The organism is Proteiniborus sp. MB09-C3, assembly GCF_030263895.1.
Classification (GTDB): Bacteria; Bacillota; Clostridia; order Tissierellales; family Proteiniboraceae; genus Proteiniborus.
Window position 1 is genome coordinate 3,340,081 of sequence record NZ_CP127161.1, and the last position, 22,751, is coordinate 3,362,831.

Consider the following 22,751-nt stretch of genomic DNA (forward strand, 5'->3'; position numbering starts at 1 on the left):
CCTTTAACTAAATATTTCTTCAATTCTATTGTCATATCCACAAGATTTTCTGACTTTAAGCATAGGCTGAATAAATATTTTCTGTTTAAAGCAATCCTCTTCTTCATTTGTAATATTGTCTAGTAAAAGTCTTGCTGCTGTCAATCCCATTCTATATACTGGATGTGTTACTGTAGTCAACTTCGGCTCTATAAGCGACGCTACATCTATGTCATCAAATCCAACCACTGCAATATCATCTGGTACAGCATAGCCAGATACTTTTATTGCTTCAATGACACCTAAAGCCATTAAATCATTGGCGACAAAAATAGCATCTGGCTTTCCTTTTTTCTTAAGTATTTTCTTTAGCGCAAGGTGACCCCCACCAATTTGATTATCTCCTTCAATTACATATTCCTCATCATACTTATATCCAGCTTCTAATAAAGCTTTTTTATAGCCCTCTAGCTTTTCGACACTAGGCTTTCTATTCATAGGGCCAGATATATGAGCTATTGTTTTACAACCTGTTTTTATTAAGTGATTTGTAGCCATATATGCGCCTAGAAGGTAATCAGTATACACTACATTTATATCGGCATCTTCTATATAGTCCCCTAATAGAACTAGAGGAACTTTTTGCCTTATTATTGTATCAAAATCAGCCCTTTCTAAAATACTGGAGCAAATTATTAATCCGTCTACTTTTTTGCTTAAAAGCATTTCAATAGAGTCCTTTTCTCTTTTAGCATCGTTTTCTGTGTTGCTAAGAAGTATATTATAGCCTTTTTTATAGAATACATCCTCTACTCCCTTTGCAATACTAGGGTAAAGGGGATTAAGTATGTTAGGTATTATAAGTCCAATAGTGCTTGTTCTATTTGTACTTAAGCTTCTAGCAATGCTATTGGGAACATAGTTTACTTCCTCTATAACCTTAAGTATCCTGTTTCTAGTTTCTTCTGAAACAGTTTCAGGATGATTTAGAACTCGAGAAACAGTGGCTACAGAAACTCCAGCTAATTCCGATATTTTTCTTATATTTGCCATAATACCACTCCAAAATCAGGTTCATTTTACTTAATTATATCATTCTTATCCATATAAATAAACATGTCTCTGATAAAAGCGTTCAGAAAATCGGGTTAGGTCATTTTCCGCAGTCTCGCAACTCAAATTTATTTGTTCGCTGTCGCTCTCATAAATTTGGTGCTCGTTGCGTTTGACCTACCAGCGATTTTCTGATAAAAGCGTTCAGAAAATCGGGTTAGGTCATAAAAAGGACGGATATATTTATCCGTCCAGAAAAAATTTATATAGCTAATAGAGACTCTAAAGAAAGTGATACAGTAATAACTCCCCCTTTAAGAGGTACATGAAGAAACTTATACATCTGATTGTCTTCTACTCTCTTTCTAATAGGAGTAGCTAAATATGCTGTCTTACCTTCTGCTGCTTTTTTAGATACAGGATCAATTTCAAATGAATCCAAATTAATTGCCTGTTTTTCACTAGAGTTTACTATGATACCTCTATTGTTTACTATGTAAATATCATCTAATTTAAAGCTTTCTGCCAGTCTTTTTAGTTCAGTGCTGTCCAAATTTTTATTATCAATTAAACTTATCAATTCCACAGCCTTATGATACATATATCCTTCCATAGCTACTGAAGCAGAGCTTTGCTGTAGATAGTTAGCCTCCTCTTCTAATGCTTCTGTATTGGTGACAATATCTTTAAATGAGGCATTTATTTCTTGAATCATTGCGCTAAGCTCTTGACTTCCAGCGGCATTGGCCTCTGATACTGTTTGAATGCCATTAGTAAAATTAATAATTTCTTGTCCTCTTTCTTTAATTTTACTTACGAAGCTGCTGATTTCTCTTATACTTTCCTTAGTTATAAAAGCGCTTTCTTCAATTGTTTTAAAGGAGCTATTGGTCTTTTCTACTATCTCCTTACTTTTTTCTACTTCTTTAGCATTGTCCCTTAGAATTACGGTTAATTCTTTTAGCTTTGCTCCTGTATCATTAAGTATAACTTCAATATCCTTAGAAGCCTTTCTTGACTCCTCAGCCAAGCTGCCTATTTCTCTGGCAACTACAGCAAATCCTTTCCCATGTTCTCCAGCTCTAGCTGCTTCTATAGAAGAATTTAAAGCTAATAGGTTAGTATTGTCAGAGATTTCTGAAATAGTTTTTACGAATCCAGATATCCTAGATGTTTGGCTGTTCAAATCTGTTATAAGACCTAGAAGGTTTTCAGTTAACTGATATACCTTATCTATAGTGTCTTTAGTCTCAACCATTAATCCTTTACCTTCATTTGCATTGGTAAAAGAGCTTTCAGCATTTTCAACACTGTCTAGAGATTTATTTGCTATATTTTCTAAATCATTATAAATAATATCCAAGGATTCAATTATTTTTCCTAAAGATTGAATCTGATCTGAAGCTCCCTCTGCCAAATTCTCTGTGGAGGAAGTTATTTGGTCTGTAGCTATTTCCATTTCTTTAATAGTACCATTTAAAAATGTCATTGATTGAGCAACCTTAACGCTAGTCTTTAATGTGTTTTTATAGGATTCCTTAGATGTACTGAAAAGCTTTGATAAAGAATTTACAATTCTATGCAGTCTTACTGGAATATCAGCTTCAGAAATCGGCTCATCATATCTATCCTTTTCTATGATGTCACAGCGTTTTTCTAATGATTGCAATTTCTTTTCCCACAGTAAACTAGTGATTAAATAGCCTAATAAAACTGATGCCATAGTACCTAATATTCTATTAAGAATTAGCGGCATACCTCTATCAAAAATAATATAAACAGTAAACAAGGTAATGATTAATGCAAAAGCGACCATAATATTGTATTTTCTTCTTGTCATATGAACAACCCCTTCTGCTATGATTAGAAATGTATTCAAATTTTTAATGTAAACGCTTACATTAAAGTAGATTCTCCTTTATTTTTTGTTTTCCTTCTGTTTTATTTAATAGTTTATTTTTTTGTTAACTTACACCAATGCTTTTTAGCTATTTTAGTCACTTTCTCCTTTTTAATCTTTTTTCTTTGTATACTTTCCACTACATGTCAATTAAATGCCCTATATTTATTAACGCCTCTATAGCCTGTATATCTATTTGAATTTCTATTATCTATTATATATATAAAAGAATTGTATCAAAGTCTACATGAGCTTCAGCTTAATTAAATGCTTTAATTAATGCAATTATCCTACTCTTATACGTAAATTTATATTTTAAAATTTTTTTTAAAATAAAGAAGGATTTTCATTTTTTATGTCTAATTATACATTAAGCAAATGTAAACGTTTACAATTTTGTATTTCTTGGTAGGCCTTGAAATGCAGATAGATAAAGCAAAATTAGTTATATTTTTTTAAACAAAAATGTAACTGGTTACATTAAAATTGAATAGCTATATAATTCAACTTTAATGTTTTTTTATAATAATACTATGGTATTTATGTGGGACTAATCATTCCGCAATTTACTAAATTAAAAAATGAAGGAGGATTATCATGTCAGATTTAACAAAAAACAAAAATGTTGACACTGAACACTCTCTGTCAGCAGTGGATGCTGCAAGTAGGCAAGGTTTTTGGGCAGTACTTGTAGTTATGGTGGGCTTTACATTCTTTTCTCCTAGTATGACTGCTGGAGGTACTCTTGGTATTGGACTTAACATGAGAGACTTTTTTATCGCAATGACACTAGGTAATGCATTCTTAGGAGTATATACAGGAGCACTAGCTTATATTGGTCAATCTACAGGTCTTACTCTAGATTTACTAGCTCGCTACTCATTTGGTGAAAAAGGTTCTTATTTATCCTCTATACTTATTAGCTTTACTCAAATTGGTTGGTTTGGTGTAGGTGTTGCAATGTTTGCACTACCTGTAGGAAAACTTTTAGGCATCAATACTACTATCCTAATATTAGTAACAGGTATTTTAATGACAGCAACAGCTTATTATGGAATAAAAGCCCTTGCAGTACTAGGTTCCGTAGCTGTTCCTTTAATAGCAGTATTAGGTATTTATTCTGTAAATTTTGGAATCAATCAAGTAAACGGTTTCCAAAATGTATTTGCAGAAGTACCTTCAGCACCAATTACTATGGCAGCAGCACTATCAATAGTAATAGGGAGCTTTGTCAGTGGAGGTACTAGTACTCCTAACTTCACTCGTTTTTCTAAAACATCTAAAATTGCAGTATGGGCAACTTTAATAGCATTCTTTGTAGGAAACAGCATCATGTTCATATTTGGAGCTGTAGGCGGTGCAGTTACTGGAACTCCTGATATATTTGATATTCTAATCACTCAAGGTCTTATGATACCTGCTATAATTGTACTCGGATTAAATATCTGGACTACAAATAATAATGCTCTATATACTGCAGGACTTGGACTTGCAAATATAACTAAAATTCAAAGTAAGCCTTTAGTTCTTGTAGGCGGTGGAATAGGTACTGTTGCAGCTATTTGGCTATATAACAACTTCGTATCATACCTTAGTCTACTAGGCGGAATGATTCCTCCTGTTGGTGTTGTTATTATAATCCACTACTTTATGAATAGAAAACAATATGAAACTGAAGGATTTAAACCTGCTACAGTAAATATTGGAGCTATAATAGCAGTTGTAGTTGGAGCTTTAGCTGGAGTATTTGTTAAGTGGGGTGTTCCACCAGTAAACTCACTTGTTGTTTCTGCAGTAGTATTTTTTATAGCTGAAACTATTAACAAAAAGAATGCTTAAATAAATAGTCTAAAAATATTTTAAAAGGAGAGATTGATACTATGTTAATAAAAAATGTATTTCTAGAAAACAGCACTGAAAAAACAGATATACTAATTAAAGACGGTAAATTTGAAAAAATAGCTCCTAATATTACTCCGACACCTGGTGATGAAGTAATCGACTGCAATGACTGCATGGTATTGCCACAATTTATAGAATCTCACGTTCACCTTGATTCTGCACTTACTGCTGGAGACCCAAGATGGAATTTATCAGGTACATTATTTGAAGGAATTGCTTGCTGGTCTGAAAGAAAAGAAAAATTAACTAAACAGGATGTAAAGGATAGAGCAAGAGCTGCCATAAGAAAACAGGCATCAAACGGAATAGGACATGTTCGTACACATGTTGACGTAACAGATCCAACATTAGTAGCTATGGAAGGTCTATTGGAGTTAAAAGATGAACTAAAGGATGAGGTAAATATTCAAATAGTTGCATTCCCACAAGAAGGTATCATGAGCTTCCCTAATGGTGAACAGCTAATGGAAAATGCAGCTAAAATGGGAGCAGATGTTTTAGGTGCAATTCCACACTTTGAATTCACTCGTGAATATGGAGTTGAGAGCTTAAACTACACTATGAAATTAGCAGAAAAATATGGTTTGCTTGTTGACGTTCACTGCGATGAAATAGATGATGAGCAATCACGCTTTGTTGAAACCTTAGCAGCAAGAGCTTATGAATCAGGATTAGGAGATAGAGTAACAGCAAGCCATACGACTGCAATGCACTCCTATAACAATGCTTATGCATACAAATTATTTAGACTTTTACGTATGAGTAAAATGAACTTCGTAAGCAATCCATTAGTAAACACTCACCTTCAAGGACGCTTTGACACTTATCCAAAGCGTAGAGGAGTTACGAGAGTTAAAGAATTGCTTGCAGATGGAATCAATGTATCATTTGGTCATGATGACATATTTGACCCTTGGTATCCATTGGGAGATGGAAACATGAGAGATGCTCTTCATATGGGACTACACGTATGTCAAATGATGGGATATGAAGAAATTCTAAATTCTTATAATTTAATCACTCACAATGCTGCAAAAACTCTTCATTTGGGAGAAAGCTACGGTATTAAGGAAGGAAATCCTGCAAGCTTTATAATTCTTAATTCTGATAACTTCTATAATGCACTAAATGAAAAGAAAGAAGTTTTATATAACTTCACTAGAGGAAAATTAATTGCGAAAACAGAACCTGCTAAAAAATCTGTTCTATTTTAATTAAGTACTACAATAAATAGCCGTCACCCCCTGACGGCTATTTATTTTTATTTACCTTTCCTTTATTTTTTCCTTAGCTGAATATATTGCATTTTTTATACCTTCATATCCTGTACATCTACAAAGGTTGCTTTGCAGCCATTCTTTTATTTCTTCATCATTGGCCTCTGGCTTCTCCTCTAAAAGTGCATAGGCATTTAATAAAAATCCAGAGGTGCAATAGCCGCACTGGAAGCCCCCTTCTTCATGAAATGCCTCTTGGATTTCTGTATTATTTAAGCCTTCAATAGTCGTTATATCCTTATCGGCCACTTCTATAGCAAGTATCATACATGATTTCACTGGTTTTCCATCTATAAGTACAGTGCAGGCTCCACAGTCTCCATTTTCACAGCCCGGCTTACCACCTGTAAGTCCTAACTTTTCTCTAAGTACTCTAAGAAGTGTGTCCGAAGGCTTCACTATCACTTTTCTTCTTTCACCATTTATATTTAAAATTATAGATGTATAGTCTTTATATCCTATCATTATTTACCTCCCTCCAGTTCCTTGAGAGCATTAACTATTGCATTTTCAAATAAATATTTTCTAAAATCACTCGATGCAAACATATCATTTCTAGCACCACTTGGTAGGTTTTCTACTGCATAGTGAGCCCTTTCTTCAAAGCTTTTAGTCCTATCATTTAAGACCTTTTCTATCTCTAATGACCTAAAAGGATAAGCACATATACCTGAAAATGCAAATCTTATATTTTCACCCTCTTTAAGTGCTGCTAAATGAAATAAGGGGTAATCTATCTCTCCCTGCTTTTCCTTTCTTTCATTGAAGTATGGCAATGAAACGTATTTCTTGTCAATTTCCACCTGAAGCAGTATTTCGCCAGCTTTTAGGTTAACTCTTTTATCAAAGAATTCCAGCACGGAAATTCTTTTTATTCCTTCTTTTCCAGCCACTACTACATTTCCTTCTGCAGCTAATATAGGCAATATTGCCTCTCTATAGAAAAGTCTGCCACATATGTTTCCTCCTAGACTTAATCTATTTCTAACAGTATGGTCTGCTATTTTTCTAATTACATTTGCCATGAGCTTAAAGCTTGTTTTTTCTATTATTTCATTTAAGCTCAATGCAGCACCATAGATTATTTTATCCTCCTCTTCAGAAAATGCCAAACATTCTGGTATTCCTTTCAAATCTATTACTGTACCAGTATTGATTAGTTTTTTTCTAGCATATGTTACAGTTTCTGTTCCTCCACTATAGTATACTGGGTTTTTACCTTCTTTTACTTTTTCATCAAATAGCTCCAGTGCTTCCATATATGTTTCTGGTCTATAGTATTCAAAATCATAAGATATCATTACTCTACCTCCTTTTTAGCTTTCCAAAGGTTTTCAGGTGTTAGCGGTAATGCTTTTAGCTGCACTCCTAAAGCCCTAGATAGAGCATTTGCCAATGCACTAGGTATACCTATTATGGATTGCTCTCCTATGCCTCTTGCACCATAAGGACCATCACCTTGAGGAGTTTCTACATAATCTACATAATATTCTGGTTCTTCGCCATATCTCATGATTTTAAAGGATCTTAAATCATCATTTGTTACTTGACCTCTGCTGTTGAATATAAATGCTTCATTAGCTGCAAAGCTAAGTCCCATAGCCATGCCGCCTATTATTTGACCTCTAGCTATCTTAGGATTTATGATTTTACCTACGTCCATAACACATGCAGATTTAAGTATTTTATAGCTGTAATCTCTCAAATCTAATTCGACTTCTACTCCCTCTGCTCCCAAGGTCCATTCTAATGCTGGATGTCCTTCCCCTGTATCCTTATCTATGCCCGTTAATCTTCTAGAAATATATCTTCCACTGCCAATTATTTGACCCTTTATAGCATTTCCATTTTCATAGACATAGCCTAATACCACATACTTTAGTGGTAATCCTATATGCTTCTCATTTTTTATAAATACCCTATCACCTGCTACTTCTAAATCCTCTGGAGGACATCTCAGTACTTGTGAGGCCGTGTCTTTTATTTGTCTAATAGCATCATCCGCTGCCTCTATAACTGCTCTTCCTGCCATAAATAAGCCTCTACTGGCTGCTGTCGCCCAGTCATGTGGAGATACCTTTGTATTTACATCTAAAACTAAATGTATTTTATCTAGTCCTATTTTAAATTTCTCTGCTAATATTTGTGCTAGTCCTGTTTTAGTTCCTTGACCTATTTCTACTATTGAACAATGTAAGTTTATACTTGCATCCTCATTAAATGTTATTATAGCACCAGCATCTGTATTTGTAGGCATGGCAGGAGCTTTCCACAAGCATGTTAAGCTCTTGGCTCTTACTTTATTTTCGTCTATTTTTATATAAGTACCTTCGTCCCAATTTAAAAATTCTTTAACTCTATCTATACACTCTACCAGGTCTCCAGTATTTTCATCCATCAAGCTTCCTGTTGGAGATGTATCTCCTTCCTTTATAGCGTTAAGTCTTCTAATATCAGCTGGATCCATTGACAGCTTTTCAGCCATAATATCTAATGCAATTTCTATGGCAAATGCTAGTTCCATATGACCAAAGCCTCTAAAGGCATTTGTAAAGGGATGATTTGTGTACACACATAGAGAATCACAGGATACATTCGGAACTCTATAGGGACCTGTACATGCTATGGCTGCTGCTCTGCTTATGTTAACAGAGTAGTCAGAATACGCCCCTGCATCAAACATATATAATAGCTCTAATGATTTAATTTCTCCTTTTTTTGTACAGCCCATTTTGACTTTACCCTTAAAGCCTATTCTTCCCGGTGAGCCTGTTAGGTCTTGTTCCCTAGTATTCACTAGCTTTACAGGTCTTCCATCTACTGCCTTGGACAACAAATACGCCAATGCTTCAAGTTGAATGCCTGCCTTGCCACCAAATCCTCCTCCTATAGGAGGAGATATAATCGTAATCTTTCCTGTTGGAATATTGAAAAATTCACTCATAAGACTTCTTACTACAAAAGGTGCTTGACTTGTTGTAGTAATTATAATCTGTCCATCACTTTTAATCTCAGCTATAGATGCTCTAGTTTCCATAGCCACGTGGTCACCCGTTGGAAATGAAAACTCATCTTCTATGACTACTTCTGACTCTTCAAAGCCTTTTACTATATTACCTTTTCTTATTTTTGTTCTATTGGCCACGTTTGTTTTTGGTTCAGGATGTATTGCAGAAATATGCTGATATCTGCCTAATTCTTCATGAACTAATAGAGAATCCTCCTTGAGGGCATCCTCTACAGATAAAACTGGAGGAAGCTGTTCATATGTTATTTTAATTAAATCCACTGCCTCTTTTGCCTCTGCTTCACTATCTGCAATAACTGCTGCTATAGCCTCACCATAGTGCCTTACTTTCCCCCTAGCCAATGGATACTTGTCTCCTAAATATAAACCGACTACATAAGGTAGTTCCTCACCTGTAACTACTGCTCTTACACCTGATGCCTTCCTAGCTTCCTCTGTATCTATAGATATAATTTTAGCATGTGCATGAGGACTTGTTTTAAGCACTGCATGTAAAAGCCCAGAAGGGTTTAGATCATTTACATATTTAAGTCTTCCTGTTATCTTATCTCTACCTTCTATTCTTAGATGATTTTTACCAATTACGCTGTATTTATCCACTTTATCACTCTCCTTGAGAATATAGCCCTTAACCCATATATACCAATTTGGGCTAATTATAAACTTTTATTTCAGCTTTTATGATAAACAAAATCCCTATGCTAACTTTCAATTAGCATAGGGATTTTCCTAGTTATATTTTATGATTCCTTGATTATCTATCTTGTGGTAAAATTTTGTTCATTATGATTCCTACTATTGCTGCTAAAGCCATTCCTTCTATAGAGAAGTGTACTGAGCCAATGTTAAGAGGTACTACTGCTCCACCAAGACCTAATACTAATATAGTTGCAGCTATTATTAGGTTTCTTGATTTTGTAAAGTCAACCTGATGCTCAACTACTGTTCTAAGTCCAATAGAAGCTATCATACCAAATAGTACTATTGATATACCACCAATTACTGCTTGTGGTATTGAAGCGATTACAGCAGCTATTTTAGGAACTCCTCCTAATATAATAGCAAATACAGCAGCTATCTTCATTACTAATGGATCCCATACTCTAGTCAATGCTAAAACTCCTGTGTTCTCTGAATAAGTTGTGTTTGCTGGTCCACCAACAAATGCAGATAAAGAAGTCATTAAACCATCAGCTAACATTGTTCTATGAAGACCTGGGTCCTTTGTGAAGTCATCATCAACTGTAGCTCCTATAGCTATTATGTCTCCAATATGCTCAACGATTGTAGCAAGAGCTACTGGTGCAATTACCATGATGTATTGAAAGTCAAATTTAGCTATTGTAAAATTAGGTAATCCAAGCCATTGTGCCTGTACAATAGGTGCAAAATCAACATTTTTTGTAATTATTGCTACTACATAGCCAGCTATAAGTCCTGTGACTACAGGAATAATTTGTAGGAAGCCTTTTGCAAAAACGTTTACCGCAACAACTACTATAAATGCAACTATTGCTAAGAACCAATTTTCAGAAGCCATGCTTATAGCATTAGGTGCTAATTTAAGTCCTATAACCATGATTATAGGTCCAGTTACTATTGGTGGGAAGAAGCTAACTATCTTCTCAGAACCAAAGAAATAAATAAGTAATGCAACTATTGCGTAAATCAAACCTGCTACAACTATACCACCTGCTGCATAGGGAAGTCCATTCTCAATACCATTTGCATTCGCTAGCGCAACTGCTGCTCCTATAGGTGCAATGAAAGCAAATGAAGAACCAAGAAATACTGGAATTCTGTTTTTCATAATTAAGTGACCAATTAGAGTACATACACCAGCCATAAACAGAGATACTGATACGTCAAGTCCGGTTAATATTGGAACTAGCACGGTAGCACCAAACATTGTAAATGCGTGCTGTGCCCCTAAAAGAACTGTCCTGCCTACTCCAAGCTGTTCCAAGGCATTTCTAATAGGTTCCTGTTGTTTAACGTTTTCCATCTTTTAAATTCCCCCTTTTTTTAATTTCTGACAGATTACTCTGTTCAGTTTATATGCATTACCAAGCTGCTAGCTGCATAACAGCTTGGTAAGTACATTTAGAACTAAAAGAATATAGAATATGTTATAAGACAAGCGTTTGCATGTACTCACCTTGCTATTTATGGTTAAAAGTAAGTACATGCATTTTTCATTAGTATTTTTGTCCTGTATTTATATTAACTAGTTTTATCAGCTTTATTTATTTGTTTTTTCTTTAATCGCTTTTAATACTCTCTCTGGTGTTAATGGTATTTGGTGCATTCTTACCCCTATTGCGTTATATAATGCATTAGCTATTGCTGGTGCTGATGGTATCATTGCTGGCTCTGCCATTCCTCTTGCCCCAAATGGCCCATCATGTTGTTCATTTTCTACAAAGCTTACCATCATTTCGGGCATATCTCCTACTGCTGGTATCTTATAATCCATAAATGATTGATTTAAGAATTTACCTTTGTCTAGTTTAATTTCTTCAAATAATGCTGAACCTAATCCTTGTACTATTGCTCCTTCTACTTGTCCTTCTATTAATGTAGGGTTGATTACTTTTCCTACATCCCAGCAAGCTGATACCTTTAATACTTTTATGTGTCCTGTTTCTGTGTCTACTTCTATCTCTGCAGCATTTGCTCCATATGTCCAAAAGGCTACTGGTTTATCTCCTTGACCGGTTTCTAGATCAAAATTTTTCACATTTTCTGGTATAAATGAGCCTCTTCCTATTATTGGTCCATGAACTCCTGAACCATCTGGCATTGTTAATCCTAATGCTAATTCGGCATATGAGACCTTCTTGTCTGGATATTGAGTTGATACTACATGTCCATCTTCTAGTTTCAAGTCTCTCGGATATGTTGATAGCTTAATACTTGCTAGCTCAATTAGTTGTCTTTTCACATCTTCAGCTGCTTTTACTATTGCATTACCTGCACAGAATGTAATTCTACTAGCAACTGTCTGCCACTCATATGGTTGATTAGCAGTATCTCCTGTATTAATAGTGATTTTCTCAGGTGGAATTGATAACATCTCTGCTGCAATTTGAGTCAATGCAGTATCTGACCCTTGGCCTATATCTTGTGCACTTACTTGTAAATATGCTGTGCCGTCTTCGTTTAGTCTTATAACAGCGGATGATGCTACGTCGTTAGGCATTGATGGTGCCTTCATTCCACATGCTATTCCTTTAGCCCTAATCTTCTTAGAATCACTTGGCTGTTCAGATGGAGTATAGTAGTCTATATCCTTTGCAACTCTGTCTATACATTCCACTAAGCCACAATTATCATAAACAGGTGCACTTGTTGCTGTTTTTCCACCTGGTTTGTGTGCATTTAATTTTCTAAATTCTATTGGATCCATTCCTATTGCGTTTGCAACTGTATCCATGTTTTGCTCTATACAGAAGTGTATTTCTGCCATACCAAATCCTCTGTATGGTCCTCCTACAGGATGATTTGTATATACGCAATACGAGTCACCATGAATGTTTGGTACTTCATATGGACCTGCCATTGCAAATCCTGCTGACTTAGTTATATTAACTCCGTATTCTGTAAAAGCACCGCCATCCCAAACGAATTCAATTTCTTCTGCTACTATTTTCCCATCTTTTGTTACACCAGTTTTGAATTTAGAATGCATTGCCTGTCTAACGTATGAGTTACAGAACTCATCTTCTCTTGAATAAGTTAATTTAACAGGTCTTCCTGTTTTCATTGATAGTGGTATTACTATACCTTCTAGTGTTGTACCTGCTTTTGCTCCAAATCCTCCACCTACTGCTGGTGATATTACTCTTAGCTTATTTAGTGGTATTCCAAATGCAGCTGATAAAGCTCCTCTAACTGCATAAGGTGATTGACAGCTAGCCCATACTGTTAAACTACCATCTCTATCATATTTAGCTATGGCTACATGGTTTTCAATTGGACAGTGTTGAATGTGTGGAACATAAAAACTTGATTCTAACACATAATCCGCTTGCTTAAATGCTTCTTCTGCATTACCTTTTCTTAATTTAAAATGTTCACTTATATTTGTTCCTGGTACTGTATGGAATATTGGAGCATGTGTGTAATCTCCAAGCTCAGGATGCACAAGTGGTGCACCTGGTTTCATAGCTTCTATTGCATCTGTTACTGGTTCTAGTTCTTCATATTCTACTTCTATTAGCTTTACGGCTTCCGCTGCTATTTCTACTGTTTCAGCCGCTACCGCTGCTACTGCTTCTCCTCTATATCTCACTTTATCTACAGCAAGGAATGTCTTGTCAGCTAGATAAAGTCCTACTCTCTTTGGAAAGTCCTGCCCAATAGTTACTGCTTTTACTCCAGGTAATTTTTCTGCCTTGCTTATATCTATGCTCAATATTTTAGCATGAGGATACGGACTTCTTTTAACTGCCGCATAAAGCATTCCTGGCATTTTTATATCATCAACGTATTTTAAATCTCCAGTTACTTTCTTAATACCGTCCACTCTATTTACTCTTTGACCTATATATTTCATAATACTTGACCTCCCTTCGGCTTAAATACTCTCTATTTTTCCGCTACATCCATTATTGCTTCAATAATCTTTTTATATCCTGTACATCTGCAAAGATTTCCACTAATAGCTTCTTTAATTTCCTCTTCTGTTGGATGAGGATTTTCGTTTAATAATCCCTTTGCTGCCATTATCATACCAGGAGTACAATATCCACATTGTAAGGCACCATGTGTTATGAATGAAGCTTGAAGTTTATCTAATTCTGTTCCATTTGATAGTCCTTCTATAGTTAATACATCTCTACCATCGGCATCTACTGCTAACACTAGGCAAGAGTTTACTGGTTTACCGTCTAATAGCACAGTACATGCCCCACATTCTCCCTGACCGCAACCTTCCTTAGCTCCAGTAAGGTCAAAGTCTTCTCTTAACATTCTAAGAAGGGTTTTGTGTGATTCAACTTCATGTTCAACTTTTTCATTATTTAAAGTAAAACTGATTTTATATTTCATAACCTCCACCTCCTATTAGTCTCTTAGTTGCTCAAGACTTCTGCGAACCATTACTCTAACCATTTCTATTCTATATTCTCTAGATGCTCTAACATCATCTATAGGTTTAGCTTCTGAAGCTGCTGTGTCAGCAATTTTATTTATCATTTCATCTGTAAGTTCTGCCCCATTAGCAAGCTTTTCTGCTTCTTTAGCTCTTATTGGAGTTGGTGCTACTGCTCCCATAGCTATTCTTATTTCGTTTCCTACTTTTGCTACAGTTGTACAAACAGTAGACAAGTCTACTTCTTTTCTTCTTGAGTTTTTAATAAATACTCCTTTTAAGTCTTTATACGCTGGTATTTTTATTCCAGTTACAATTTCACCATGACTTAAACAAGTTTTCCTAACACCTTTAAAGAAATCGTGGATAGATACTTCTCTTTCACTATTAAGTCCATAAATACATACCACAGCGTCTAATGCTAGAATCGGAGTTGATGTATCAGCAAGCGGTGATGCATTACAGTTGTTTCCAGCCATAGTAGCAAGATTTCTGACTTGACCTGAGCCTACAGTTTCAGCTGCATCTGCTAAAAAACTATAATTCTCAACAACTGCTCTATTATGTGCCATGTCACTTAGTTTTACACAAGCGCCAACAAAAAGTCCTTCTTTTTCATCATAGCTTATTTTGTGAAGTTCCTTTATCCCTTTAATATCTACTATTACATCAGGTGTAGTCAAGTTCTCTCTCATTCTTACAACTAAGTCTGTACCACCATTAAGTATGTGAGAGTTCTCTCCATGTTTTATAAGTAGCTCACTAGCTTCTTTTAAAGATTGTGGTTTAAAATATTCAAATGACTTCATAGAATTTCACCTCCAGATTTAATAGAAAAAAATTATTTAAGACCTGCCTAGTATATAAAACAAAGGCAACGCCTCTATGAAAACGTTTTATTACTTCACTCCTAAGTATAGCACTAATGCTATTATCAAATTTATATAAATCGACAATGTTTTGCATAATTCTTTTAGTAATAATCGCTATACATTTAAACGGATAACGCTTTATACCATTAATCTATAGCATATTGTCCTCTAAAATCAAGTAAATCATCAATGTGCAAGCCTACTTGAACAATCCCTTTTTTGCCTTTTTTTGAAACTCCAGCAAACTTGAAATACTTACCATCTATATCTCTTATTTTCATTTCTTGACATACCTTCAAATTCGGTTCTAATAATATTCTATAAAAATCATAAGCTTGAGTAGTTGGATCATTACTAATTATAAAGCCTATTCCACTAAGATTGTTACAATACTCAGTTACTCCCTGAGAATCAGTGATATAAAACTCAGATATACCTGTTTTTTTAGATAGTTCTTGAAGGAAGGTGTTATTTATAAGCCCTTTTGCTTCAAGCTCCGCTATCTTCTCACAAGCTGCTATTAGTTGTTTATCTATTTCTTCCTCAAAGGTCTTCGTAAATTCACTAAACTTAATGGCTATTTCAGTGATACTGTTAGATGTATCAAGACTTTCTTTTTCCATCTGAACCTGCGTGGAAATATTGCTATCTATATCTTTAATAGTTTTATTTAAATCCCCTATAAAGCCTGCTGCATTTTCCACATTTTTTGCTAAGGACTCTGTTGCTTTATTTTGCTGGTCTATATTTTTACTAATATCATTTATAAAACCTGCCATTTCATTAATTTTATAGGTTATTTCATTTAAACTCTTAGTAGCATTGTTACTCTTTTCTCTAATTTCTATGGATTTATCAGCCCCTTGTTTTATTTCTTCAACAACTCTACCTATGCTTAGATCTATTAGAGAAACATTTTCCTTTATTTCAGTAGTTGTTCTTTCGCTTTCCTCAGCTAGCTTTTTTATTTCTTCTGCTACTACGGAAAAGCCTTTCCCAGCTTCGCCAGCTCTAGCAGCTTCTATAGATGCATTTAAAGATAGCAGATTTGTTTGATTAGCTATCTCAGAAATTGCATCGCTCATTTTGTAAATTGAGCTTAAATGTATTTTAAGCTTGTCTATTTCTTTGGATGCCTTAGACATTATGCTTTCAATTTCTGCAACATCTTCTAATGTCTTTTCTATTTCGCTGCTATCCTTCATAATTCTATCAGCTGATTCGTAGGTAACTGCACTGAATTTTACAGCATTCTCTGTAATTTCTGTATTTGAGCCAAGTAGCTCTTCAGCTATGGCAGCGTTTTCCGTTGTGTCCTCAGCAGCCTTAGCCGAGCTGAAGTTTATAGCATTTATAGCCTGTGAAATTTCATTTATACTTTCTAAGGTTGCACTAGTATTCTTATGCAATATTTCAGCATAATCATCTATCTTAACTCTAGAATATAAAACATTATAAAGCCAGTTTTGCATCTGAGTTCTTAAAGCACTTATTGTTTCTTTTATTTCTTGTTGCTTAAGGGACTTCATATCTCCTTTAAATTCTATAAGGAAGTTGCCCTTGGAGTATTCTTCTAGGATTCTTGTTATCTCTTTTACTAAGGTAGAATTATTGCGATTGTATATCATATATATACCCCAAATTATTAGCATAATCATGGATGATACAACAACTTTTACCAAAGAGCTTAAATTGTTATTGTTCATATAAATAACTGCTAACACATTTAAAGCTAAATTCGACAGTAAAGCTAAGTAGAAACCTTTTCCCTGTTTAAACATTTGACTAATCCCCCTTATAATTAATAACATGCATGATTTATTATAAATATCTCTATTTATTCTGCATGCTAAAATTATATCATGCATATCCTTTATGATATATAGGATTCCAGCAGCATCTTGCATATTTCATACAATTCTGTCTTGAATAAAAATTCTATATTTTTTTAAAATTACCTTTGTTATAGTTATACAAATGAATTTTGATAATTCGACAAATCCTTGTATCTATTTAATAAAAAAATGCTGAATCCTTAAATTATAGGAACCAGCATTTTCTTGAGTTTTAAATATTTATTTGGCTTTAGTAAAATATTGTTTACATCTTTTTTTATCTATTTAAGTATTCAAGCCAGTTTTCTTTAACTTCGCTATAGGCAACTCCGAATATACGTTTGAAACCATCTGCACCAGAACCATTTTTACAAAATTCTAGAAATATATCTAGAGAGTAGTTGTCAATTAAATATGCAGTAAAGGATGCAGCTTGGATATAGCTCAACTCATTTCCTTCATACTTTTTTACTCCTCCAATATGCTTATAGAATTCATATATTGGCATATATCCTCTAACCCAATTTCCTTCACTATTAAGTGTTGCATAAGCTAGTCCATCACTCCAAAGTCTTCTATCAATATTATCTATTTTTATGCTTCCATCATGGTTTATATAATATTCCAAAGCTAATAGATAGTACTCTGGAAATTCAGTAAGATCTTTTGATACTAGTTCTTCATCAAAACTAATTTCTATAAAATAATTTTCAGGACAAACAACCATACTTAAATATTCGGCTATACCTTCGTGCTGCCAATGGAAACTGTTGTATAGCGGCCATATTAATATATGACTGTATTCATGTAGATGATCAATAGCCTTGTTCCCTAAGCTTATATAACCATTTTCCAATGCATATGAACGAATATTTTTCAACATAGGATCACTTAAAAAATAATAAGAAGGTTTTTCGTTTTTTCTCACATAACTAAAATTTTCAGGTGCATTCTCCTTCAAGTATTTTAATATATAGCTTCTACCCTGTTGATCTTTATATATGAATTTCTCGATTTCTGCCCCAGTTGAGGCATCTTCAATAGGAATCATGTTATATTCTGCTGTATCTGACTGTATAATCATAGAATAGTCTCTAGACTTAGAGTATCTAAGGTTTTTAAATTCTCCCTCATACCTATTCTCGTACTCCCTGTCCACTCCAATTGATTTAAGCCAATCTCTTTTAAAATCTATGTCAACATTTTGACTTATGAGTTCTTCTACACTATTGTTCTCAATAAGATATTTGACTAAAGAACTTGCAGTATCCTTAGCTATCTTTATTTCATCTTCTGTGTTCCATTCTTCATAAAATCGTCCACCAAATAAACCTAATATACTCATGTCATCTGTGCTCTTATAATAATCTGTAAGGTAAGCGTTATCTTTTTTCTCTCCAAATACATAATCACTTAATCCATGTATTATCCAAGGCTCTGTTAGATTGTAGCAAGCTCTAATTAAAGCTTCTCTATACATATCATTTTCTATTTCTTCTATGGTAGTATATACATTTTTTCCTCCAACATAGAAACCGGTATCTAATAGAGTGTCTAAAACATATACATTAACTTTTTCTTCAATAAGTATTCCAACTTTTTTCTCAATATATTTTATATCAGAGAAAACTTTTTTTATGATTTCTTTGTTGTTTTTCTCATCATACAGCTTTTCTAAAAATCCGATCCCTACTTTGTCCGATTCTCCATAGTACATATCAAAGTTTCTTATACATACATCATTGCTTTTAAATTTCTGTAATGTAAAATCTAGGTTAGCTGGAATATCTTTAGAACAGGCTGATAGAAGGCAAAGAAATAGTATTGTAGCGAGTATAAAAGATACGACTTTCAAGTACTTTTTCATTACTATAATCGTCCCCTTTAATAGTTTTATATATTTAGGCTTTAACGATTACCAAAAGATTGTAATGAAAATATATTCTATATTGTAATTAAATATAGTCTATAATGAAATGTCATCAGATATGAATGTCAGAGATGAAAGTATGCAAAATTTTGTAATATTGTGTTTCAGCTGTAATGTTATTGATACTATAGCATAAATAGCATGTCGATAGTCGCTGAATCTTGTCAAAGAAGATATTAAAAACTTGTAACACTTGTATTTATACTTGCTTTTTTCAAGCGAGTAAACTTCGTAATTATGAAAAATTTATCTCTTTAGCTTTATCAAAAAACACCGTATTCCAAAATTTGGAATACAGCGTTCTTTTTAACTAATTGCTATTGAACTTTTTCAAGCTTTAAGCCAGTTTCATGATCATTTAGGCTGTGCTTTTCAAAGCTATTGTCTTGAGCTCTTTCTATACTCAAAGCTAATGTTTCCTTTTTAATATAATCTTCATGAACTTTGACTGCCTTAGCTATTTCATCATCAGTCTCATAAAATATTTTAATGTTATCCATCATTTCATAGCCATTATTTTTTCTCATCTGTTGCACCTTTGATATAAGCTCTCTTGCAAAGCCTTCATTGATCAGATCATCTGTTAGTGTAGTATCTAGAATTACAAAGTGGTTATCTTCCATTGCAACTGTAAAGCCTTCTTTTGCAGTTATTGTAACTGTTACAAACTCCCTTGTAACTTCAAAATCTTCGCCGCCAAGGTTTACAACTACATTTTCTCCACTTTCTATTTTAGGAGCAGCAACTGAACCGTCTAGCTCTGAAAGCACTTTGCCAAAATCTTTAATCTTTGGACCTAATACAGGGCCTGCTACTCTAAAGTTTGGCTTTAAGCTGAAATTCATATATTCATTCAAATTTTTTGCAAATTCTACTTCCTTGACATTAAGCTCCTCTTGTATCAATGGCACTAAATCTGAAATCTCCTCTTCATGCTTTCCATCAATTAAAACTTTTTGGATTGGCTGACGAACTTTTATCTTTACAGACTCTCTAGCCGCTCTGCCAAGTCCTACTAAGTCTCTTACAAGGTCCATTTTATGCTCTATTTTCTTGTCAATATATTCTTTCCTTACTACAGGATAATCACTTAGATGAACTGAAAATTCTCCTGTAAGATTTTTATAGATTTCTTCTGATAGATATGGAGCAAATGGAGCTATCATTTGAGATATTCCAACTAATATTTCATAGGTCGTATTATAAACAGCTTTCTTATCTTCAGTTAATTCCGTTTCCCAGAAACGTCTTCTAGAACGTCTTATATACCAGTTAGATAAATCCTCGTTTGCAAAATCTTGAATCTTTCTAACTGCTTTTGTCAAATCATATTCTACTAAATCCTCTTCAACTGCATTTAACAGGCTGTTAAATTTAGAAATAATCCATCTGTCCAGTTCAGGTCTATCTGATACTTCCACATAAAAATCCTTTGGATCTATTTCGTCAGTATTTGCATATAGCGTAAAGAAGTTGTAAACATTCTTTATAGTTCCAAAGAATTTGCTTAATACTTCTTTAAGACCATCTTCATCGAATTTAGTAGGTGTCCATGCAGGAGATACATAAAGAAGATACCATCTTAACGCATCTGCACCGTATTTATCGAACAACTCAAATGGATCTACTGTATTTCCCCTAGACTTAGACATTTTCTTTCCTTCCTTGTCTAGTATCAGGTCATTCACTAGTACTCTCTTGTAAGGTGACTTTCCAGTTACAAATGTAGATATAGCCAATAATGAATAGAACCAACCTCTTGTCTGGTCAATACCTTCACATATAAAGTCTGCTGGAAATAGCTCTTCAAAGAATTTTTCTTTATTTTCAAATGGATAGTGATGTTGTGCAAAAGGCATCGAACCACTATCAAACCAACAATCTATGACGTCTGTTACTCTTGTCATAGTTCCACCACATTTTTCGCATTTGATGTGAACATTATCTACATGTGGTCTATGAAGCTCTATATTTTCGTCTATAGGCTCTATAGCTTTCTCAACTAATTCTTTCCTTGAACCTATACTTTGTGTATGGCCACATTCACATCTCCAAATGTTTAGTGGAGTTCCCCAATATCTACTTCTAGAAATAGCCCAGTCATTAAGATTTTCAAGCCAGTTTCCAAATCTCTTTTCTCCTACATAATCAGGATACCATTTTACAGAGTTATTGTTCTCTATAAGCTGATCCTTAAGCTTAGTCATTTCTATATACCAGCTTGGCTTTGCATAATATAATAGTGGTGTCTTACATCTCCAGCAGTGTGGATAGTTATGTGCCATTTTTTCTTTTTTAAATAGCTTTCCTTCACCATGGAGCCATTTAATTATTTCTATGTCTGCATCCATTACAAACGTGCCCTTCCATGGTGTGTCGATATATTTTCCATCTTCATTTACAGGCTGTAATACTGGAAGATTGTATCTCTTTCCGGTGTTGTAGTCATCTTCTCCAAATGCAGGAGCAGTATGAACTATACCTGTACCGTCTTCTGTAGTTACATAGTCAGCTACAGTTACAAAAAAAGCTTTTTTGTCAGCCTTTACAAATGGCATAAGCTGTTCATATTCAATATATTCCAAGTCTTTTCCCTTTAATTCTTCTAATACTTCAAATTCTTGATCTCCAAATACTCTCTTTGATAAAGTTTTTTCAACATAATATACTGTTCCATCTGATTTTACTTTTAAATATGTGGCATCTGGACTTACTGTAAGAGCAACGTTTGAAGCTAATGTCCAAGGTGTTGTAGTCCAAACTAGAAAATATTCATCTGCATCCTTTCTCTTAAATTTGACTATAACTGTATTAGTCTTTATTTCTTCATACCCTTGAGCTACCTCATGTGAAGCTAATCCTGTACCACATCTTGAACAGTATGGCAATATCTTATGTCCTTCATATATTAATCCTTCTTTGAAGAATCTGTCTAATATCCACCATACGCTTTCGATATAATTATTATCTAAAGTTATATATGCATTGTCTAAGTCTATTTCATAAGCCATTCTCTTAGTCATTTCTCTCCAAAGGCTTTCATAGGTGAATACTGATTCTCTACACTTCTCATTAAATTCTGCAAGTCCATAATTTTCGATGTCATGCTTATCTTTAAGCTTTAATTGCTTTTCCACTTCAATTTCAACTGGAAGTCCATGAGTGTCCCAGCCAGCTTTTCTTTTTACTTGAAAACCCTTCATAGTCTTATATCTGCATACTGAATCCTTTAATGTTCTTGATATAACATGGTGAATACCTGGTCTACCATTTGCTGTAGGAGGTCCTTCAAAAAATACAAAAGGTTTGCTGCCATTGCGGACTTCTACTGTTTTAGTTAAAATATCAATATCATCCCAAAAATCTGATATTTGCTTTTCATTTTCTGATACTGATAGATTAGAGAGTTCTTTAAACTTTTGCATGATTTCACCCTTTCAATAAGTTAAAATTTATACAATATGATTAAAAATATTTAAATACTAGTCTTCCTTAACTTTCCGCAGTCTCGCAACACAAATTTATTTGTTCGCTGTTGCTCACATAAATTTGGAGCTCGTTGCGTTTGACCTACCATCGATTTTCTGATAAAAACATTCAGAAAATCGGGTTAGGTCATAAAAAAAAATCCCTAGGTCAAAAAAACCTAGGGACGATTATTTACCGTGTTACCACCCAAATTATAGGAATATAAGCTTCCTATCACTCATTACAATTTAACGCATATACACGTAATGCTTTACTTAATTTCAAGCATCAAGCTCAAAGGTGATTTTCATAAAAGGTTCCGCAATAATCTCTCACCACTGATTATCTCTCTGTATACTAAATCCTTTTATTACTGTCCTCGTCATAGCTTTTATATATTTTATTGTTTAAT

General features: G+C 34.1%; 14 protein-coding genes and 1 other annotated feature. Of the genes, 2 read left to right on the top strand and 12 right to left on the bottom strand.

The annotated features are described in order from the left end of the window. Window positions 1-3: 3 nt before the first annotated feature. Entirely contained in the window at window positions 4-1,032 is a 1,029-nt protein-coding gene (locus tag QO263_RS16510) for a LacI family DNA-binding transcriptional regulator (protein ID WP_285623823.1), read from the bottom strand. Between the two features lie 262 nt (window positions 1,033-1,294). Continuing rightward, on the bottom strand, window positions 1,295-2,872 hold the full coding sequence (locus QO263_RS16515) for a methyl-accepting chemotaxis protein (RefSeq protein WP_285623826.1): 1,578 nt from the start codon (window positions 2,870-2,872) through the stop codon (window positions 1,295-1,297). A 657-nt stretch (window positions 2,873-3,529) separates the two neighbouring features. Here QO263_RS16515 and codB point away from each other — a divergent pair. Both codB and codA read left to right on the top strand, forming a co-directional pair. Then, the gene (gene codB, locus QO263_RS16520; RefSeq protein ID WP_285623829.1) at window positions 3,530-4,771 is read left to right on the top strand and encodes a cytosine permease; all 1,242 of its coding nucleotides are present in this window, start codon (window positions 3,530-3,532) and stop codon (window positions 4,769-4,771) included. A 41-nt stretch (window positions 4,772-4,812) separates the two neighbouring features. Further along, window positions 4,813-6,048, top strand: a complete 1,236-nt coding sequence (gene codA / locus QO263_RS16525) for a cytosine deaminase (RefSeq protein ID WP_285623832.1) — start codon at window positions 4,813-4,815, stop codon at window positions 6,046-6,048. A 51-nt stretch (window positions 6,049-6,099) separates the two neighbouring features. Here codA and QO263_RS16530 read toward each other — a convergent pair whose 3' ends face one another. From QO263_RS16530 to ileS, 10 genes are all read right to left on the bottom strand, one after another. After that, window positions 6,100-6,576: a (2Fe-2S)-binding protein gene (locus QO263_RS16530; RefSeq protein WP_285623835.1), complete on the bottom strand. Its 477-nt coding sequence runs from the start codon at window positions 6,574-6,576 to the stop codon at window positions 6,100-6,102. After that, window positions 6,576-7,412, bottom strand: coding sequence for an FAD binding domain-containing protein (locus QO263_RS16535; RefSeq protein WP_285623838.1), 837 nt, complete (start codon window positions 7,410-7,412; stop codon window positions 6,576-6,578). The genes QO263_RS16530 and QO263_RS16535 overlap by 1 nt, the downstream gene beginning before the upstream one ends. Beyond that, window positions 7,412-9,739 (bottom strand): xanthine dehydrogenase family protein molybdopterin-binding subunit, encoded by a 2,328-nt coding sequence (locus QO263_RS16540; protein WP_285623841.1) that lies wholly within the window; start codon window positions 9,737-9,739, stop codon window positions 7,412-7,414. Before QO263_RS16540 ends, QO263_RS16535 begins: the two co-directional genes overlap by 1 nt. A 154-nt stretch (window positions 9,740-9,893) precedes the next feature. Beyond that, on the bottom strand, window positions 9,894-11,144 hold the full coding sequence (locus tag QO263_RS16545; RefSeq protein WP_285623844.1) for a uracil-xanthine permease family protein: 1,251 nt from the start codon (window positions 11,142-11,144) through the stop codon (window positions 9,894-9,896). Between the two features lie 237 nt (window positions 11,145-11,381). After that, window positions 11,382-13,697 (bottom strand): xanthine dehydrogenase family protein molybdopterin-binding subunit, encoded by a 2,316-nt coding sequence (locus tag QO263_RS16550; RefSeq protein ID WP_285623847.1) that lies wholly within the window; start codon window positions 13,695-13,697, stop codon window positions 11,382-11,384. Between the two features lie 32 nt (window positions 13,698-13,729). Beyond that, the gene (locus QO263_RS16555; protein ID WP_285623850.1) at window positions 13,730-14,191 is read right to left on the bottom strand and encodes a (2Fe-2S)-binding protein; all 462 of its coding nucleotides are present in this window, start codon (window positions 14,189-14,191) and stop codon (window positions 13,730-13,732) included. Between the two features lie 15 nt (window positions 14,192-14,206). Beyond that, on the bottom strand, window positions 14,207-15,043 hold the full coding sequence (locus tag QO263_RS16560) for an FAD binding domain-containing protein (RefSeq protein WP_285623853.1): 837 nt from the start codon (window positions 15,041-15,043) through the stop codon (window positions 14,207-14,209). Between the two features lie 209 nt (window positions 15,044-15,252). Beyond that, a complete protein-coding gene (locus QO263_RS16565) occupies window positions 15,253-16,887 on the bottom strand; it encodes a methyl-accepting chemotaxis protein (protein WP_285623856.1) in 1,635 nt (544 codons plus the stop codon). Window positions 16,888-17,218: 331 nt separating this feature from the next. After that, window positions 17,219-18,808 (bottom strand): hypothetical protein, encoded by a 1,590-nt coding sequence (locus tag QO263_RS16570; protein ID WP_285623858.1) that lies wholly within the window; start codon window positions 18,806-18,808, stop codon window positions 17,219-17,221. Between the two features lie 380 nt (window positions 18,809-19,188). Continuing rightward, window positions 19,189-22,296: an isoleucine--tRNA ligase gene (gene ileS / locus QO263_RS16575; RefSeq protein WP_285623860.1), complete on the bottom strand. Its 3,108-nt coding sequence runs from the start codon at window positions 22,294-22,296 to the stop codon at window positions 19,189-19,191. Between the two features lie 220 nt (window positions 22,297-22,516). Then, window positions 22,517-22,734 (bottom strand) — a binding site (T-box leader). Window positions 22,735-22,751: the final 17 nt, after the last annotated feature.

What these genes read in the sequence shown, in the direction of transcription:
- QO263_RS16515 (WP_285623826.1), bottom strand. Translation starts at nt 2,872, where the DNA reads ATGACAAGAAGAAAATACAATATTATGGTCGCTTTTGCATTAATCATT.
- QO263_RS16530 (WP_285623835.1), bottom strand. Translation starts at nt 6,576, where the DNA reads ATGATAGGATATAAAGACTATACATCTATAATTTTAAATATAAATGGT.
- codB (WP_285623829.1), top strand. Translation starts at nt 3,530, where the DNA reads ATGTCAGATTTAACAAAAAACAAAAATGTTGACACTGAACACTCTCTG.
- QO263_RS16535 (WP_285623838.1), bottom strand. Translation starts at nt 7,412, where the DNA reads ATGATATCTTATGATTTTGAATACTATAGACCAGAAACATATATGGAA.
- codA (WP_285623832.1), top strand. Translation starts at nt 4,813, where the DNA reads ATGTTAATAAAAAATGTATTTCTAGAAAACAGCACTGAAAAAACAGAT.
- ileS (WP_285623860.1), bottom strand. Translation starts at nt 22,296, where the DNA reads ATGCAAAAGTTTAAAGAACTCTCTAATCTATCAGTATCAGAAAATGAA.
- QO263_RS16570 (WP_285623858.1), bottom strand. Translation starts at nt 18,808, where the DNA reads ATGAAAAAGTACTTGAAAGTCGTATCTTTTATACTCGCTACAATACTA.
- QO263_RS16545 (WP_285623844.1), bottom strand. Translation starts at nt 11,144, where the DNA reads ATGGAAAACGTTAAACAACAGGAACCTATTAGAAATGCCTTGGAACAG.
- QO263_RS16550 (WP_285623847.1), bottom strand. Translation starts at nt 13,697, where the DNA reads ATGAAATATATAGGTCAAAGAGTAAATAGAGTGGACGGTATTAAGAAA.
- QO263_RS16555 (WP_285623850.1), bottom strand. Translation starts at nt 14,191, where the DNA reads ATGAAATATAAAATCAGTTTTACTTTAAATAATGAAAAAGTTGAACAT.
- QO263_RS16560 (WP_285623853.1), bottom strand. Translation starts at nt 15,043, where the DNA reads ATGAAGTCATTTGAATATTTTAAACCACAATCTTTAAAAGAAGCTAGT.
- QO263_RS16565 (WP_285623856.1), bottom strand. Translation starts at nt 16,887, where the DNA reads ATGTTTAAACAGGGAAAAGGTTTCTACTTAGCTTTACTGTCGAATTTA.
- QO263_RS16510 (WP_285623823.1), bottom strand. Translation starts at nt 1,032, where the DNA reads ATGGCAAATATAAGAAAAATATCGGAATTAGCTGGAGTTTCTGTAGCC.